Origin of the sequence: Thermomonas brevis, from assembly GCF_014395425.1 — a bacterium.
GTDB lineage: Bacteria > Pseudomonadota > Gammaproteobacteria > Xanthomonadales > Xanthomonadaceae > Thermomonas > Thermomonas brevis.
The window spans coordinates 1296525-1310845 of the sequence record NZ_CP060711.1 but is presented as its reverse complement, the minus strand read 5'-3'; the positions used below and the strand labels follow the sequence as shown (position 1 = coordinate 1310845).

Genomic DNA, 14321 nt, shown 5'->3' with positions numbered 1-14321 from the left:
AACCTCATGCCGGAAAAGCGGTGATCAAGCGCGGCCGTTGCGAGGTGGCGGATTCCAGGAGCCACACAGTGGCGATTCTGGCAGGTGGCCATCGGCCATCCGGACTGAGCAGCGATCCTTCCACAACGTAGCGCGTGCCGTAAGGCGAATCAAATTGCGAGCAGACCGGGTTGCTGGAAGCCTGGTGCCGAAGTGCATCGGCCAATTCTTCCCAGCGATCCGAGTGAAAACCGAGTCTGCGGAAGAATCCAGCTTTGCCCCTACCGTTCCCGTCGCTCAACAAGTAATCGACAATTTTGGCTCGTTCGATATGCAGTCGATCACATTCAGGCAGATAGATGGCAGACGGGCGATGTCCCATGCCGACAGCCTGCAGCGGCATCACGGCGCGAAGCAGTCGGCGTTTGCCGCATCGATGGGTTGGGAAGTGGCGCCCCAGCGAGCGCCGGCCGCCTCAATCCGCCGGCCGGATCAGATCCAGCAGCGCCGCGCGGCGCTTGGCGGGCAGGGTGCGGTAGCGCAGCAGCAGCGCGCGTTCCTTTTCGTTGCGGGCGACCGGCGAGGCTTCACCGGCGGCGTAGGTCAGGGGTTCGTCGCCGATTCGGCCGTCGCCGGGCGCGACGCCGCAGATCAGTTCGTCCAGCGAACGCCCGAGGTGGCGACGCAGTTCCGGCAACATGCGGAAGCTCGGCGTCTCGCGGCCGTTTTCCCAAGCCGAGACCGACGACTTGGTGATCCCCAGCGCGAAGCCCAGCTGCTCCTGCGTCATCCCCGCGGCCACGCGCGCTTCGCGAAGGCGGTCGGCGAATCGCTTCATCCGCGGGCTCCATGAATGGGGCCCTAGACAGTATGGCGACGCCGCACCGGTGTCGTGCGGGCATCGGTTGACAGCAAAAGTTCGGAAATACAATACTTCGGGATCAGGTACGGCTTGACTTGCGTGCCGGGACGACGGCCGGCGCATCGGATGGATGACGGGAGGACAGGGTGTCGTGCATGGGGTGCGGCAAGGAGCCGCCCGAAACCGCGCCGGTGTGCCTGCGCTGCGGGGAACCGCGGCAGGTAGCGGCGCGACGGGCCGATCCCGACATGCGGGAAAACCCGCTGCGCAACGCGGCGATCACCACGCTGGTGCTGGGCGCGCTCTGCGTGCTGGCGGCCCTCGACGATTCCGCGTGGAGCAGCGACGCCACCGCGGGCATGGCGCTGTTTTCCGTGGTCGGCCTGGCGCTGGGCATCGTCAGCCTGCGGATCAGCCGGCGCGGCAGGGGCATGGCCGTCGCCGGCATCGTGGTGTCGGCGATCGGCCTGCTCGCCAGCCTGTGGCTGGTCTGAGCGGACCGCGCCGCGACACCGCCCCGCCCGGGATGGGACAATAGGCGTTCCCTCCGCCTTGCCCGATGCCATGACTGCGCCCAGCCGCCGCGACCTTGCCAACGCCATCCGTTTCCTCGCCATCGACGCGGTGCAGGCCGCCAACTCCGGCCATCCGGGCATGCCGATGGGCATGGCGGACATCGCCGAGGTGCTGTGGAACGACTACCTGCGCTGCAATCCGGCCAACCCGCACTGGGCCGACCGCGACCGCTTCGTGCTGTCCAACGGCCACGGGTCGATGCTGCAGTACGCGCTGCTGCACCTGAGCGGCTATGACCTGACCCTCGCCGACCTCAAGCACTTCCGCCAGCTGGAATCGAGGACGCCGGGCCACCCGGAAAACTTCATGACCCCGGGCGTGGAAACCACCACCGGCCCGCTGGGGCAGGGCCTGGCGAACGCGGTGGGTTTCGCGCTGGCGGAGAAGCTGCTGGCGCAGCGTTTCAACCGCGATGGCCACGACATCGTCGACCACCGCACCTGGGTGTTCCTGGGCGACGGCTGCCTGATGGAAGGCGTCTCGCACGAAGCCGCGTCGCTGGCCGGCACCTGGGGCCTGCACAAGCTGGTCGCGTTCTGGGACGACAACCACATCAGCATCGACGGCAACACCGACGGCTGGTTCACCGACGACACGCCGAAGCGCTTCGAGGCCTACGGCTGGAACGTGATCCGCGGCGTCGATGGCCATGACGCAACCGAGATCAAGACCGCCATCGAGACCGCGCTGAAGTCCAGCGACAAGCCGACGCTGGTCTGCTGCCGCACCACCATTGGTTTCGGTTCGCCGAACAAGGCCGGCAAGGAGTCCTCGCACGGCGCGCCGCTGGGCAAGGACGAGATCGCGCTGACCCGCGAGGCGCTGGGCTGGACACACGGCGCGTTCGAGATCCCGCAGGACATCTACGCCGGTTGGCGCGCGCGCAACCGCGTCGCCGCCGAGGGCGAGTGGACCGCGCGCTTCGCCGCGTACAAGGCCGCGCATCCGGACGCCGCCGCCGAGTTCGAGCGCCGCCTGCGCGGCGAGCTGCCGGACAGCTTCGCCGCCGATGCGCTGGCCTATGTCGCGCAGACCCAGATCGACGCCGCCACCATCGCCAGCCGCAAGGCCTCGCAGAACGCGATTTCCGCGTTCGCGCCGCTGCTGCCGGAGCTGGTGGGCGGCTCGGCCGATCTCGCCCATTCCAACCTGACCCTGTGGAAGGGCAGCAAGTCGGTGGCTGGCAGCGACCCGGACGCGAACTACGTCTATTACGGCGTGCGCGAGTTCGGCATGAGCGCGATCGGCAACGGGCTGGCACTGCACGGCGGCTTCATCCCGTACGACGCGACCTTCCTCGTCTTCAGCGACTACGCCCGCAACGCGGTGCGCATGAGCGCGCTGATGGGCGTGCGCGCGATCCACGTCTATACCCACGACTCCATCGGCCTGGGCGAGGACGGCCCCACCCACCAGCCGGTCGAGCACCTGGCCTCGCTGCGCTACATCCCGAACAACGATGTGTGGCGCCCTTGCGACGCGGTGGAATCGGCGATGGCGTGGAAGCGCGCCATCGAGCGCACCGACGGTCCCAGCTGCCTGATCTTCAGCCGCCAGAACCTGCCGCACCAGCTCCGCGACGAAGGCCAGGTGCTGGACATCGCGCGCGGCGGCTACGTGCTGAAGGACAGCGTGGGCGCGCCCGACGCGATCCTGATCGCGACCGGCAGCGAAGTCGGCCTGGCGATGCAGGCGGCGGCACAGCTGGGCGACAAGGTGCGCGTGGTGTCGATGCCGTCGAGCGACGTGTTCGACCGGCAGGACGCGGCCTATCGTGAAAGCGTGCTGCCGAAGGCGGCGCGCAAGCGCGTCGCCGTGGAAGCCGGCGTCACCGATTTCTGGCGCAAGTACGTGGGCCTGGACGGCGCGGTGGTCGGCATCGACACCTTCGGCGCCAGCGCGCCGGCGGAGGCGCTGTTCCCGCACTTCGGCATCACCGTCGAACGCTTGATCGAGGTCATCAACGCGCTCTGAAAACGGGCGTAACTTGGTCGACGCGATGAACCTGCGCTCCCGCCGCTTCCAGCACTGGATGGCCCGCCTGGCACTGGCGGCCGTCCTGCTGGTGTCGGTCATGCCGACGGTCAGCCGCTGGCTGGAAAGCGGCGCGCAGCGATTGCCGGCCGCCGTGCTGGCGATGTGCACCATGGACGGACTGGCGATGAAGCCGGCCAATCTGCTGGACGACGCGGGCAAGGCGCCCGCGCCGTCCGGCGCGATGCCGGACGAGTACTGCGGCTACTGCCCGCTGCTGTCCGCGCTGGCGCCTGTGCTGCTGGCGCTGGCGATCCTGCTGCCGCCGGTGCGGCGCGTATTGTTGCCGGCGTGGACGCTGCCGGCAGCGCCCGCGCCGCCGCTGCTGCGCGGCCTCGGCGCGCGAGGGCCGCCACTCCCGCTCTGAACCACGACGCATTCCCCGCGGGGCACCGCCCCGCCTTCTCGTGATTTGGAGCCACCATGTCTTCCTTCCGTTCCGCGACGGCGCGTCCGTCGCGTCGCGCGCTTGCCTGCGCGCTCGCCATCGTCCTGTTTCCCGTCGTCGCTTCCGCCGCCGATGTGGATGAGGACGCGAAAACCCTCGACCGCGTGGTGGTCATCGGCATGCCCACCCAGCCGCTGACCTTCGAAACCGATCCCAAGCTGCCGCGCCAGCCGGTGCCGGCCAGCGACGGCGCCGACTACCTCAAGACCATTCCCGGCTTCTCCGCCGTGCGCAACGGCGGCAGCAACGGCGATCCGGTGCTGCGCGGCATGTTCGGCTCGCGCCTCAACCTGCTGTCCAACGACGGCGGCATGCCCGGCGCCTGCCCGGCGCGGATGGACAACCCGCTGTCCTACGTCTCGCCGGAAACCTACGACAGCTTGACCGTGGTGAAGGGCCCGCAGACCGTTCTTTGGGGGCCGGGCGCATCCGCCGGCACGGTGCGCTTCCAGCGTGCGACGCCGCGTTTCGATGAAGCTGGCGTGCGCGCGCAGGCCAGCCTGCTGGGCGGCAGCTTCGGCCGCAACGACCAGGTGCTGGATCTCGCCGCCGGCGCGCCGCGCGGCTACGCGCGGCTGGCCGCCAACCGCTCGCAGGCGGACGACTACGCGGACGGCGACGGCGAGCGCGTGCCGTCCGCGTGGAAGAAGTGGAACGCCGACGCGGCGCTGGGCTGGACGCCGGACGAGGACACGCTGCTGGAGGTGTCCGCCGGCATCGGCAACGGCGAAGCGCGCTACGCCGGGCGCGGCATGGACGGCGCGCAGTTCCGCCGCGACAGCCTCGGCCTGCGCTTCGAGAAATCCTTCCACGGCGCGCTGCGCACGCTGCAGGCCAGCGCCTACCGCAACGCCGCCGATCACGTGATGGACAACTACACGCTGCGCGATCCCAATCCGATGAGCGCCATGCCGATGCCGATGGCCTCGAACGTGGAGCGCGTCACCACCGGCGGGCGCGTCGCCGCCGATTGGGCATGGGGCGACGTGGCGCTGACCGCCGGCATGGACGCGCAGCGCAGCACGCACCGGTCGCGCAGCGCGATGGGACGTGGTGCGTACGCGGCGCTGCCGTGGTCGCAGGACGCGCGGTTCCGCAACCTCGGCGCCTTCGCCGAAGCCACCTGGACGCCCGCGCCGGGGCGGCGCGTGGTGGCGGGCGCGCGCGCGGATCGCGCCGAAGCGACCGACACCCGCGCCACCGCCGGGATGATGCACATGCCGAATCCGACCTTCGGCCAGACCCGCCGCGAAACCTTGCCCAGCGGCTTCGTCCGCTACGAGCGCGACATCGCCGGCAGCGGCCTCGGCTGGTATGCGGGCGTGGGCCACGTCGAGCGCATGCCCGACTACTGGGAGCTGTTCTCCGCGAACATGGGGCCGATGGGCGCGGCCAACGCGTTCGCCGGCATCGCGCCGGAGAAAACCACCCAGCTCGACGTCGGCGCGCAGTGGCGAGGCGAGCGCGGCAGCGCGTGGGTGTCGGCCTATGCCGGGCGCATCGGCGACTACATCCTGTTCCGCTACACGGGCGGCGGGATGATGGGCATGACCAGCGCGGTGTCGAACGTGGATGCGCGCATCCACGGCGCCGAAGCCGGCGGCGAGTTCCGTCCCGCGCCGGACTGGACGCTGGGCGGCAGCGTGGCCTGGGCCTGGGGCGCGAACGCCGACGCGGGCGCGCCGCTGCCGCAGATGACGCCGCTGGAGGGCCGTTTCACCGCCGCCTGGGACAACGGCCGCTGGAACGCCGGCGTGCTGCTGCGCGCGGTGGCGGCGCAGCGGCGCGTGGCGCTGAACCAGGGCAACGTGACCGGGCGCGATCTCGGCCCGAGCGCGGGCTTCGCCACGCTGGCGCTCAACGGCGGTTACCGCTTCAATGAGCGGGTGCGGCTGACTGCGGGCATCGACAACCTGTTCGATCGCGCCTACAGCGAGCATTTGAACCTGGCCGGCAGCGCCGATTTCGGCTATCCGGCCGAGCCGGTGCGGATCGCCGAGCCCGGCCGCAACCTGTGGCTGAAGCTGGAGTTCGCGCTGTGACGCGGGCGCGCGAAGAAGCGAAGGCGCGGCAGGCGATGCCGCGCCGGATCATCGGACGAGGAGGACGCATGGGTCGGAACACGGGTTGGCTCCTGGCGCTGCTGCTGGCGGCATCCGCCGGTGCGATGGCGAAGAACGGCGGCGTGCGCGTCGAGAACGCGTGGACGCGCGCCGTGCCGGCGGTGGCGCCGGTCGCGGGCGGCTTCCTCACCGTGGTCAACGACGGCGGCAGTGCGGATCGCCTGCTGCGCATCGAAACCGACGCGGCGCAGCGGGTGGAAATCCACCAGATGCGCAACGACGGCGGGGTGATGCGGATGCGCGCGCTGCCCGACGGCGTGGCCGTGCCCGCGCACGGCCGGGTGGAGTTCAAGCCTGGCGGCTACCACCTGATGCTGATCCAGCCGAAGCGCGCGCTGGCCGAAGGCGGGCGCTTCGACGCGACGCTGGTGTTCCAGCGCGCCGGCCGGGTGAAGGCCACGTTCGAGGTGCGCGGGATGGGTGCGGGCGGCTAGGCGCCGCTCGCCGCGCGATCGTCATGCCCGCGGAGGCGGGCATCCAGCGTCTTGGCTTTTTGAGAAATGGCGCCTGCACATCGCAGGCGCCAGCCATCGGCGTCGCCGCGCATCCGCTTGACATGAGCATTTACATCTGTAATCTGAAAAAAGATTACGGATGTAAACGATGCAGATCAGCGAAGCCGAATCGGTGGTGATGGACATCCTGTGGGCGCGCAGCCCGCTGGGTGCGGACGAGGTGGCCGCCGCGCTGGCCGACCGCCGCGACTGGCAGGAGGCGACCATCAAGACCCTGCTCAACCGCCTGCTCAACAAGGGCGCGGTGGAAGCGGTGCGCGACGGCCGCCGCTATCTCTACTCGCCGAAGATCCGCCGCGAGGACTGGGTGCTGGAGGAAAGCCGCGGCCTGCTGGAGCGCCTGTTCGACGGCCGCGTCGCGCCGCTGGTCGCGCATTTCTCCGCGCATCGGAAGCTGAGCCGCAAGGACATCGCCGAACTGCGCAAGCTGCTGGAGGAGATCGACGATGGCAAGCAATGAGCTGTTGCAGGGCTTGGTCGAAGCCACGCTCGCCGGCAGCGCCGCGATCCTGCTGGTGCTGGTCCTGCGCCGGCCGCTGCGTCGCGCGTTCGGCGCGCGGGCGGCGTATGCGCTGTGGCTGCTGGCGCCGCTGGCGATTCTGGCGACGCTGCTGCCGGCCGCGACCGTCGATGTCGGGCGCACGCAGGTGGCGCAGGCCTTGGTGCTGCCGCCGGTGTTCGCCGCGCCGGCCGCGCCCGCGCAGGGCGGCCTCGACGGGAGCAGCCTTCTGCTTGGGCTGTGGTTGTTCGGAGCCGCGGCATCCGCCGCGTGGCTGTGGCGCACGCAGATCGCGTTCCGCCGCAGCCTCGGCCCTCTGCTGCCGCACGGCGACGCGCTGCGCGCGCAGGCCACGAACGCGGGGTTGCCGGCGACGCTCGGCCTGTGGCATCCGCAGGTGGTGCTGCCCGCCGATTTCGAGACCCGCTTCGATGCCGTCCAGCAGGCATTGGTGCTGGCGCACGAGCGCCGCCACATCGCCCGCCGCGACGCCTGGGCCAACGCCGCCGCCGCGCTGCTGCGCTGCCTGTTCTGGTTCGACCCGCTGTTCCACCTGGCCGCCGCGCGCATGCGCCACGACCAGGAACTGGCCTGCGACGCCGACGTGCTCGCGGCCCACCCACGGCAGCGCCGCCATTACGGCGACGCCCTGCTCAACGCCCAGCTCGCGCTGCAGACCGCGCCGCTGGGTTGCCACTTCGGCTTCGGCCATCCGCTCAAGGAGAGAATCGCCATGCTTGCATCTTCCGTATCGACAACACGGCGCCGGGCGGGCAGCGGTGTTCTGCTCTGCATGTTGCTGGGTGGTGGTTATGCCGCATGGGCAGCGCAGCCGGCGGTGCCGGTGGCCGTCCCGGCAGATGGGATCGCCGCCGACATCGTGTTGCGGGTGGACGAGGAGGCGCCGCGGGCGCTGCGCATCGTGAGCGAGGCGGACAAGCCGTTTTCATTGAAAACGGATGCAGGCGGCAAGCACTTCGCCATTGCCGGAACCGTGTCGCGCATCGAGCATCAAGGCCAGCCCGCGCTGGCACTGAAAATGGACATAGACGAGGACGGGAAGCGGATCGCGGCGCCGTCGCTGGTCGTGCTGAGCGGCAAGCCGGCTGCCGTCCAACTCGGTTCCGAGATCCAGGCAAAGGATGGAAGCAAGGCATTCAAGGGGCTGCGACTCGATGTCACGTTAACCGACGCGTCGGCATCCAGCCAAACCCTCTCCGTCAAGCCAGCACCGACCAAGAGCGATACCCTCCAACCGGGACAAGTGTTGGACGAATCGCGCGCGCTGCATCCGCCGCGCTATCCCGCCGACGCGCTGAAGGAAGGCAAGACCGGCGTGACAGTGCTGGTGGTCGCCATTGACGCGCAGGGTGGCGTCATCGACGTGAAGGTCGAGCGTTCCTCCGGCGATGCGCGGCTCGATGTCGCCGCGCAGGAAGCGGCGGAGAAGTGGCGGTTCAATCCGGCGATGAAGCAGGGCCAGCCGGTAGCCGGCAAGGTGCGGGTGCCGGTCGAGTTCGCGATGGACGAACCTGCCGATGCGCAGGTCGGCGAACGTCCGGCCCGGATCGCGGCGACGATGCCGCCCGCGTATCCGGCTGCGGCGAAGAAGCAGGGCATTTCCGGAAACGTGGTGCTGCTGGTCGATGTCGATGCGCGGGGCAAGCCGACCCGCGTGACGATTCAACAGTCGAGCCCGGCCGGCGTGTTCGATGCCGCCGCGCTGGACGCGGTGCGCCAGTGGCGCTTCGAGCCCGCGCTCAAGCAGGGTCAGCCGGTGGCCGGCCGGGTGCGCGTGCCGCTGGGCTTCGGGCCGCAGGGCGGCGCGGGGAACGGTTCGGACTTCTATTCCCAGCCGACTGCCGACGCGCGCGGAAGCTGAGCCGTGCGTTTCGTCGTTCTCCGCGTTCCATTGGCCGGTGCGTTGTCCGCGATGCTCGCCGCCGGCTGCGCCTCGTCGCCGCGTGCGCCGGAGCCGCGCGAAGGCTACGCCGCCGATGGCGCAGTCAGCGCGGAGATCGTGGACGCGGCGGACGAGAGCGCGCGCTACCAGCCGGTGCCCGGCAGCAGCTACCTGAGCCCGCTGCCGGTGCGCGAGAACGCGAAGCCGGAATACCCGCCCGCATTGCTGGACCGGCGCCTGCCGCCGGTGACGCTGGTCGTACGGCTGATCGTCGACGGCGCGGGCAAGGTGGCCGACGCGCGCATCGTCGAAGATGGCGGCGGCGAAGCGGCGTTCGCCGACGCGGTGCTGGCGGCGGTGCGGGGCTGGACGTTCTTCCCGCTCAAGCGCGTGACCGGCAGGCAGGTGGAGCCGCTGCCGTTCACGCAGGACTACCGCTTCACCTTCCGCCAGCTCAACGGCCGCGCGGTGGTGGAAGCGGGCGGCTGAGACGCGCGATCAGGGCGCCTGTTCGCCGATGGTTTCGTTGAGCAGGCGCGCCAGCCGCCATGCCGCCTGCCGCACGCGCTGCTCGGCCAGCGGCCGCAGCGCGTCGAGGTAGGCGCTGTCCAGCGTGTGGGTGGGCGGATACAGGCCGCGCGCGTCGATCAGGCGGCAGGATTCCCTGGCCCACGGCATCGGCATCAGGTCCTGCGGCGCCGGCGCCGCATAAGGCGGCCACGGCAGCTTGTCCAGCCGGTCCGCGTAGTCCTTCAGGCTCAGGCCCTTGTCGGCGAGGATGTAGTAGTCCCAGATCGAATGCAGGTTGGTGCCCATCACGCCGTCGACGTAGTTCTTCTTCGCGTAGGCCTCGGGTTCGATCGGCGTGCGCAGGCTGATCTGGTAGCCGTTGCCGCCGCTGTCGGTGCGGTTGCCGGCGTGCATCGGCTGGTGCGCGTCGCCGACCAGGTGGACGACGAACTTCAGCGCGTCGCGGCGCGCGTCCAGCGGCTGGCTGCGGTCGGCCAGGATCGCGCGCTGCTTCTCGATCGCGCCGACCACGCAGTTGCCGTCCGGGCAGTCGCGGGCCATGTCGAAGTCGCAGCCGCCGCCCTTGGCGTTGATGTAGTGCCAGCGCGAGGTCTGCTTGAAGCGCTCGGGATCGGTGTTGCGCAGGTCGTCGGCCCAGGAGGCGATGCCGCCGAGGGTCGGATCGGGTTCGCCGGCCAGCAGGCGGACCACTTCGGCCTTCGCCTTCGGGTCGAGGTGGCGTTCCGCCAGTTCGCCGACCAGGCCGTGGCCGAGGCGGCTCCAGGCATAGGCGGTGGTGGCGATGCCCAGGCAGAGCAGGGCGGCGATCAGGAGGCGGGAGCGGCGGCGTTTGGTCATGCCGGCAGGATACCCCGGCCTTGCGTCCGCGGCATGACGTCATGCCGTTCGCGCATCGCGCCGGCGTTGACCGGGATCAACCTTGGCGGCCGGGTGCGGGGAGGGGATTCGGTAGAATGGCGGTCTGCCCAGTCCTGTCAGGAGTTCGTTCCATGGCCATCAAGGTCGGTATCAACGGTTTCGGTCGCATCGGGCGCTGCGTGTTCCGCGCGGCGGTGCAGAACTTCGGCGACGACATCGAGATCGTCGGCATCAACGACCTGCTGGAGCCGGACTACCTGGCCTACATGCTGCGCTACGACTCCGTGCACGGCCGCTTCCAGGGCGACGTGAAGGTCGAGAACGGCCAGCTGGTGGTGAACGGCAAGACCATCCGTCTGACCGCCGAGCGCGATCCGGCCAACCTGAAGTGGGATGCCGTGGGCGCCGACGTGGTGCTGGAATCCACCGGCCTGTTCCTGACCGAAGAGACCGCGCGCAAGCACATCGACGCCGGCGCGAAGAAGGTGCTGATGTCGGCGCCGTCCAAGGACGCCACGCCGATGTTCGTGTACGGCGTGAACCATGCGAAGTACGCGGGCGAGCAGATCATCTCGAACGCTTCGTGCACCACCAACTGCCTGGCGCCGGTGGCGAAGGTGCTGAACGACAAGTGGGGCATCAAGCGCGGCCTGATGACCACCGTGCACGCGGCCACCGCGACGCAGAAGACCGTCGACGGCCCGTCCAACAAGGACTGGCGCGGCGGCCGCGGCATCCTCGAGAACATCATTCCGTCCAGCACCGGCGCGGCCAAGGCGGTCGGCGTGGTGATCCCGGAGCTCAACAAGAAGCTCACCGGCATGAGCTTCCGCGTGCCGACCAGCGACGTGTCCGTGGTCGACCTGACCGTCGAGCTGGAGAAGCCCGCCACCTACGCCGAGATCTGCGCGGAGATGAAGGCGCAGAGCGAAGGCGCGCTGAAGGGCGTGCTGGGCTACACCGAGGACAAGGTGGTCGCCACCGACTTCCGCGGCGACGCGCGCACCTCGATCTTCGACGCCGAGGCCGGCATCGCGCTGGACGACAGCTTCGTCAAGCTGGTGAGCTGGTACGACAACGAGTGGGGCTATTCGAACAAGTGCCTGGAAATGGTGCGGGTGATGGCCGGCAAGTAAGCCGCCATCCATTCGATGCCGCGAAGCCCGCCACGCGCGGGGCTTCGCGTTTCCGCGGTCGCGCGATGCCGCGTCAAGGCCGCCTGCACGCGGCAGGCGATAATGGCGAGCCGTCGGCGCACGCCGCGCCGCGAGGACCGCAAGCAGCATGACCCGGACCGCATGAACCAGACCGACGCATCGCCGGACACCGACGGCGCGATCCCCGGCTTCGAGCAGATCGAAGCGCTGGTGGACCGCTTCTACGACCGCATCCAGGCGCATTCCGACCTCGGCCCGGTGTTCAACGCCGCCGTGCACGACTGGCCGGCGCACAAGCGCCTGCTCACCTCGTTCTGGACCTCGGTGATCCTGCGCGCCGGCACCTACCGCGGCAATCCGATGGCGGCGCACCACGGCCATCCCATCACCACCCGCCACTTCGTGCAGTGGCTGGAGCTGTGGCGCGCGACCGCCGACGAGTTGCTGGCGCCGGCGCAGGCCGAGCTGGTGCACGAATACGCCAGCCGCATCGGCCGCAGCCTGCGCTACGGGCTGGGGCTGCCGGAGCCGGGACGCGAACCGCTGCCGCTGGGGCCGCGCCTGCCGCTGCTGCGCGGCGGCTGACGGCGCGACCGCCGATCAGACGTAGAACATCAGCTTGGCGAGCACCACGATGCCGACCATCAGGGCCAGCACGATGCGATGGGTGTGGCGGAACCGGCACGGATCCATGCCGCCGCGCAGCCCCGCGCGGATCGCGCCGATGAACACCGCCAGCACCGCGAACGCCAGCGCCGCCTTGAGCAGCAGCAGCCAGCCCCAGCCGAACGTCGGCCCGATGCAGGCGAAGCCGTTGCAGCGGATGTCGAACAGGGCGAAGCCGCTGAGGAACAGCAGCGCCACCACCACCGGCATGAAGCGGCGCACGCGCGCCATCACCGCCGCTTCGATCCGTTCCATCAGCGCGTGGTCGAAGCTGCGGTGGAACGACTCCAGCACCAGCACCTCGAAGCACACCGCGCCGACGAACACGATGGCGCAGGACAGGTGCAGCAGCAGGATCAGCGGATACCACGAAGCCATGGCGCCAGCTTACGCCGCGGGCCCGCGCGCCCCGCATGACCTGGATCAAGCGCGGGCTGTGCGCCCGGCGTGCCTATGGTAGAAGGCATCGAATGATCGAACCGGCGGCCAAACCACCGTGGAGCCTGCGCCGGCGGCTGGCGCAAGGACTGGTGTTGACCGCGCTGCTGCCGGTGCTGCTGTTCGGCGCGGCGCTGCTGCTGAGCCAGTGGCAGCGCAATCGCGAAGACCTGCTGCTGCGGCTGGACGCCAACGCGCGCCTGAGCGCCAGCGTCATCGACGACTTCCTGGACGCGCAGCTGGCCGGCGTGCGCCTGCTGGCCGACCGGATGTCGGAAGACCCGGCGGTGCGCAGCGAGGAACTGGCGCGGCTGCTGTACGTGTATCCGGCGATGCTGCGCGCCTTGCAGGTCGACGCGCACGGCGACGTGGTCGCGGTGCGCGACGCGCGCGGGCGGACGCTGCTGCCGATCGCGGGGCTGGTGTCCGACGAGGACTGGTTCAACGCGGCGCGCAGCCAGTACCGCCCCTACGTGTCCGACGTCTACCAGCGCCGCGCCTACGGCAGCGAAGCGGTGGTGGGCGTGTCCGCGCCGCTGGTGCGCGGGCGCCGCTTCGAGGGCGCGCTGCAGGCGGAGATCCCGGTGCAGGGCTTCGTCCGGCTGAGCGCCGAGAGCCTGGCGCGGCGCAACCTCGAACTGCTGCTGCTCGACCGCGCGGGCCGCGTGGTCTATGCCGGCGACCGCCTGCGCCTGGCGCTGCTGGAGGACGCCGGTGCGGCCGGCGAGGCGATCCGCCGCACCGCCGTCGAGCCGGACAGAGCGGGCCACGCCACCCTGCGCGAGGGCCTGCTGCGCGACGGCGACAAGGCCTACGTGCAGGCGGTCGCCATGCGCAACGGCTGGACGCTGGTGCTGGTGGCGCCGCATGGCCAGCTGCTGGCGCCGATCCTGTCGCGCATGCTGCTGCTGGCCGCGCTGGTGGCGGCCACCCTGCTGGGCGTGCTGTGGGCGCTGTGGCGGCAGCGCCAGCTGCTGCGCAAGAGCATGGGCTACCTGCTCGCGAGCCTGCGCGGCTACGCCCTGGGCGGCAGGCTCGGCCCGACCCAGGCGGACACCTTGCCGGAGGAACTGCAGCCGCTGGCCGCCGGCATCGGCGAACTCGGCGCGCGGATGAACGCCGCCTTCGACGAACTGCAGCAGGTGCTGGACGAACGCGAGAACGTGATCGCCGCGCGCACCGATTCGCTGCGCCGCGCGGTGGCCGAGCTGGACCGGCTCAGCCGCACCGACGCCATGACCGGCAGCCTGAACTACCGCGGCTTCGTCGAGGCCGGCGAGCGGCTGTGGGAAGAAGCTGCTGGAAGCGGCAAGCCGCTGGCCGTGCTCGCCCTCGATATCGACCACTTCAAGCTCTACAACGACCTCTACGGCCACGCCGAGGGCGACAGCGCGCTGCGCCGGTTCGCCGGCGCGGTGCGCAGTGCGCTGCTGCATTCCGACGACGTACTGGCGCGGCCCGGCGGCGAGGAGTTCATCGTGTTCCTGCCGGCCACCACCCATGAACAGGCGATGCACGTGGGCCGGCGCGTCTGCCAGCGCGTGCGCGACGCCGACATCGTGCACGCCGGCTCGCTCAAGGGCCGGCTGACGGTGAGCGTGGGCGTGGCGGCGCTGGAGCCGGGCGATGCCGAGATCGAGGACATCCTCAAGCGCGCGGACGCCGCGCTGTACCGGGCCAAGGCGGCGGGGCGCGACGGCATCAGCGATTGACCCGGCGCGCGGGCCGGGGC

15 protein-coding genes are annotated in these 14321 nt (G+C 70.3%); 11 read left to right on the top strand and 4 right to left on the bottom strand.

Translation table 11 applies throughout. The features are described 5' to 3' along the window. Nucleotides 1-4: 4 nt before the first annotated feature. On the bottom strand, nt 5-382 hold the full coding sequence (locus tag H9L17_RS06130) for a DUF6883 domain-containing protein (protein ID WP_343044066.1): 378 nt from the start codon (nt 380-382) through the stop codon (nt 5-7). A gap of 72 nt (nt 383-454) precedes the next feature. Beyond that, nucleotides 455-817 carry a helix-turn-helix transcriptional regulator gene (locus tag H9L17_RS06125; RefSeq protein WP_187571451.1) on the bottom strand — a complete coding sequence of 121 codons (363 nt, stop codon included), beginning with the start codon at nt 815-817 and terminating at the stop codon, nt 455-457. Between the two features lie 272 nt (nt 818-1089). On the opposite strand from H9L17_RS06125, the gene H9L17_RS06120 reads away from it, so the two are divergent. The 8 genes from H9L17_RS06120 (at nt 1090) to H9L17_RS06085 (ending at nt 9428) form a co-directional block, all read left to right on the top strand. Then, nucleotides 1090-1335 (top strand): hypothetical protein, encoded by a 246-nt coding sequence (locus H9L17_RS06120; protein ID WP_187571450.1) that lies wholly within the window; start codon nt 1090-1092, stop codon nt 1333-1335. A gap of 70 nt (nt 1336-1405) precedes the next feature. Beyond that, nucleotides 1406-3391, top strand: a complete 1986-nt coding sequence (gene tkt, locus H9L17_RS06115; RefSeq protein ID WP_187571449.1) for a transketolase — start codon at nt 1406-1408, stop codon at nt 3389-3391. Nucleotides 3392-3416: 25 nt separating this feature from the next. After that, nucleotides 3417-3818, top strand: a complete 402-nt coding sequence (locus H9L17_RS06110) for a DUF2946 family protein (RefSeq protein ID WP_187571448.1) — start codon at nt 3417-3419, stop codon at nt 3816-3818. 56 nt (nt 3819-3874) lie between these two features. Beyond that, the gene (locus tag H9L17_RS06105; RefSeq protein WP_187571447.1) at nt 3875-5941 is read left to right on the top strand and encodes a TonB-dependent copper receptor; all 2067 of its coding nucleotides are present in this window, start codon (nt 3875-3877) and stop codon (nt 5939-5941) included. Nucleotides 5942-6009: 68 nt separating this feature from the next. Beyond that, nucleotides 6010-6456: a copper chaperone PCu(A)C gene (locus H9L17_RS06100; RefSeq protein WP_187571446.1), complete on the top strand. Its 447-nt coding sequence runs from the start codon at nt 6010-6012 to the stop codon at nt 6454-6456. Between the two features lie 169 nt (nt 6457-6625). Further along, on the top strand, nt 6626-6997 hold the full coding sequence (locus H9L17_RS06095; RefSeq protein WP_187571445.1) for a BlaI/MecI/CopY family transcriptional regulator: 372 nt from the start codon (nt 6626-6628) through the stop codon (nt 6995-6997). Then, nucleotides 6984-8918 (top strand): TonB family protein, encoded by a 1935-nt coding sequence (locus H9L17_RS06090; protein ID WP_187571444.1) that lies wholly within the window; start codon nt 6984-6986, stop codon nt 8916-8918. Before H9L17_RS06095 ends, H9L17_RS06090 begins: the two co-directional genes overlap by 14 nt. 3 nt (nt 8919-8921) lie before the next feature. After that, on the top strand, nt 8922-9428 hold the full coding sequence (locus H9L17_RS06085; protein WP_187571443.1) for a TonB family protein: 507 nt from the start codon (nt 8922-8924) through the stop codon (nt 9426-9428). Between the two features lie 9 nt (nt 9429-9437). Here H9L17_RS06085 and H9L17_RS06080 read toward each other — a convergent pair whose 3' ends face one another. Continuing rightward, nucleotides 9438-10307 carry a S1/P1 nuclease gene (locus H9L17_RS06080; RefSeq protein WP_187571442.1) on the bottom strand — a complete coding sequence of 290 codons (870 nt, stop codon included), beginning with the start codon at nt 10305-10307 and terminating at the stop codon, nt 9438-9440. 152 nt (nt 10308-10459) lie between these two features. On the opposite strand from H9L17_RS06080, the gene gap reads away from it, so the two are divergent. Together gap and H9L17_RS06070 are read left to right on the top strand one after the other, a co-directional pair. Next, a complete protein-coding gene (gap, locus tag H9L17_RS06075) occupies nt 10460-11464 on the top strand; it encodes a type I glyceraldehyde-3-phosphate dehydrogenase (protein WP_187571441.1) in 1005 nt (334 codons plus the stop codon). Nucleotides 11465-11566: 102 nt separating this feature from the next. Next, a complete protein-coding gene (locus tag H9L17_RS06070; RefSeq protein ID WP_246455175.1) occupies nt 11567-12070 on the top strand; it encodes a group III truncated hemoglobin in 504 nt (167 codons plus the stop codon). A 15-nt stretch (nt 12071-12085) separates the two neighbouring features. Here the strand turns inward: H9L17_RS06070 and H9L17_RS06065 are convergent, their stop codons facing one another. Next, nucleotides 12086-12529: a hypothetical protein gene (locus tag H9L17_RS06065; RefSeq protein WP_187571440.1), complete on the bottom strand. Its 444-nt coding sequence runs from the start codon at nt 12527-12529 to the stop codon at nt 12086-12088. 92 nt (nt 12530-12621) lie between these two features. On the opposite strand from H9L17_RS06065, the gene H9L17_RS06060 reads away from it, so the two are divergent. Continuing rightward, complete coding sequence (locus tag H9L17_RS06060) at nt 12622-14301, top strand: sensor domain-containing diguanylate cyclase (RefSeq protein ID WP_187571439.1); 1680 nt, start codon at nt 12622-12624, stop codon at nt 14299-14301. The last annotated feature ends 20 nt before the right edge of the window (nt 14302-14321 follow it).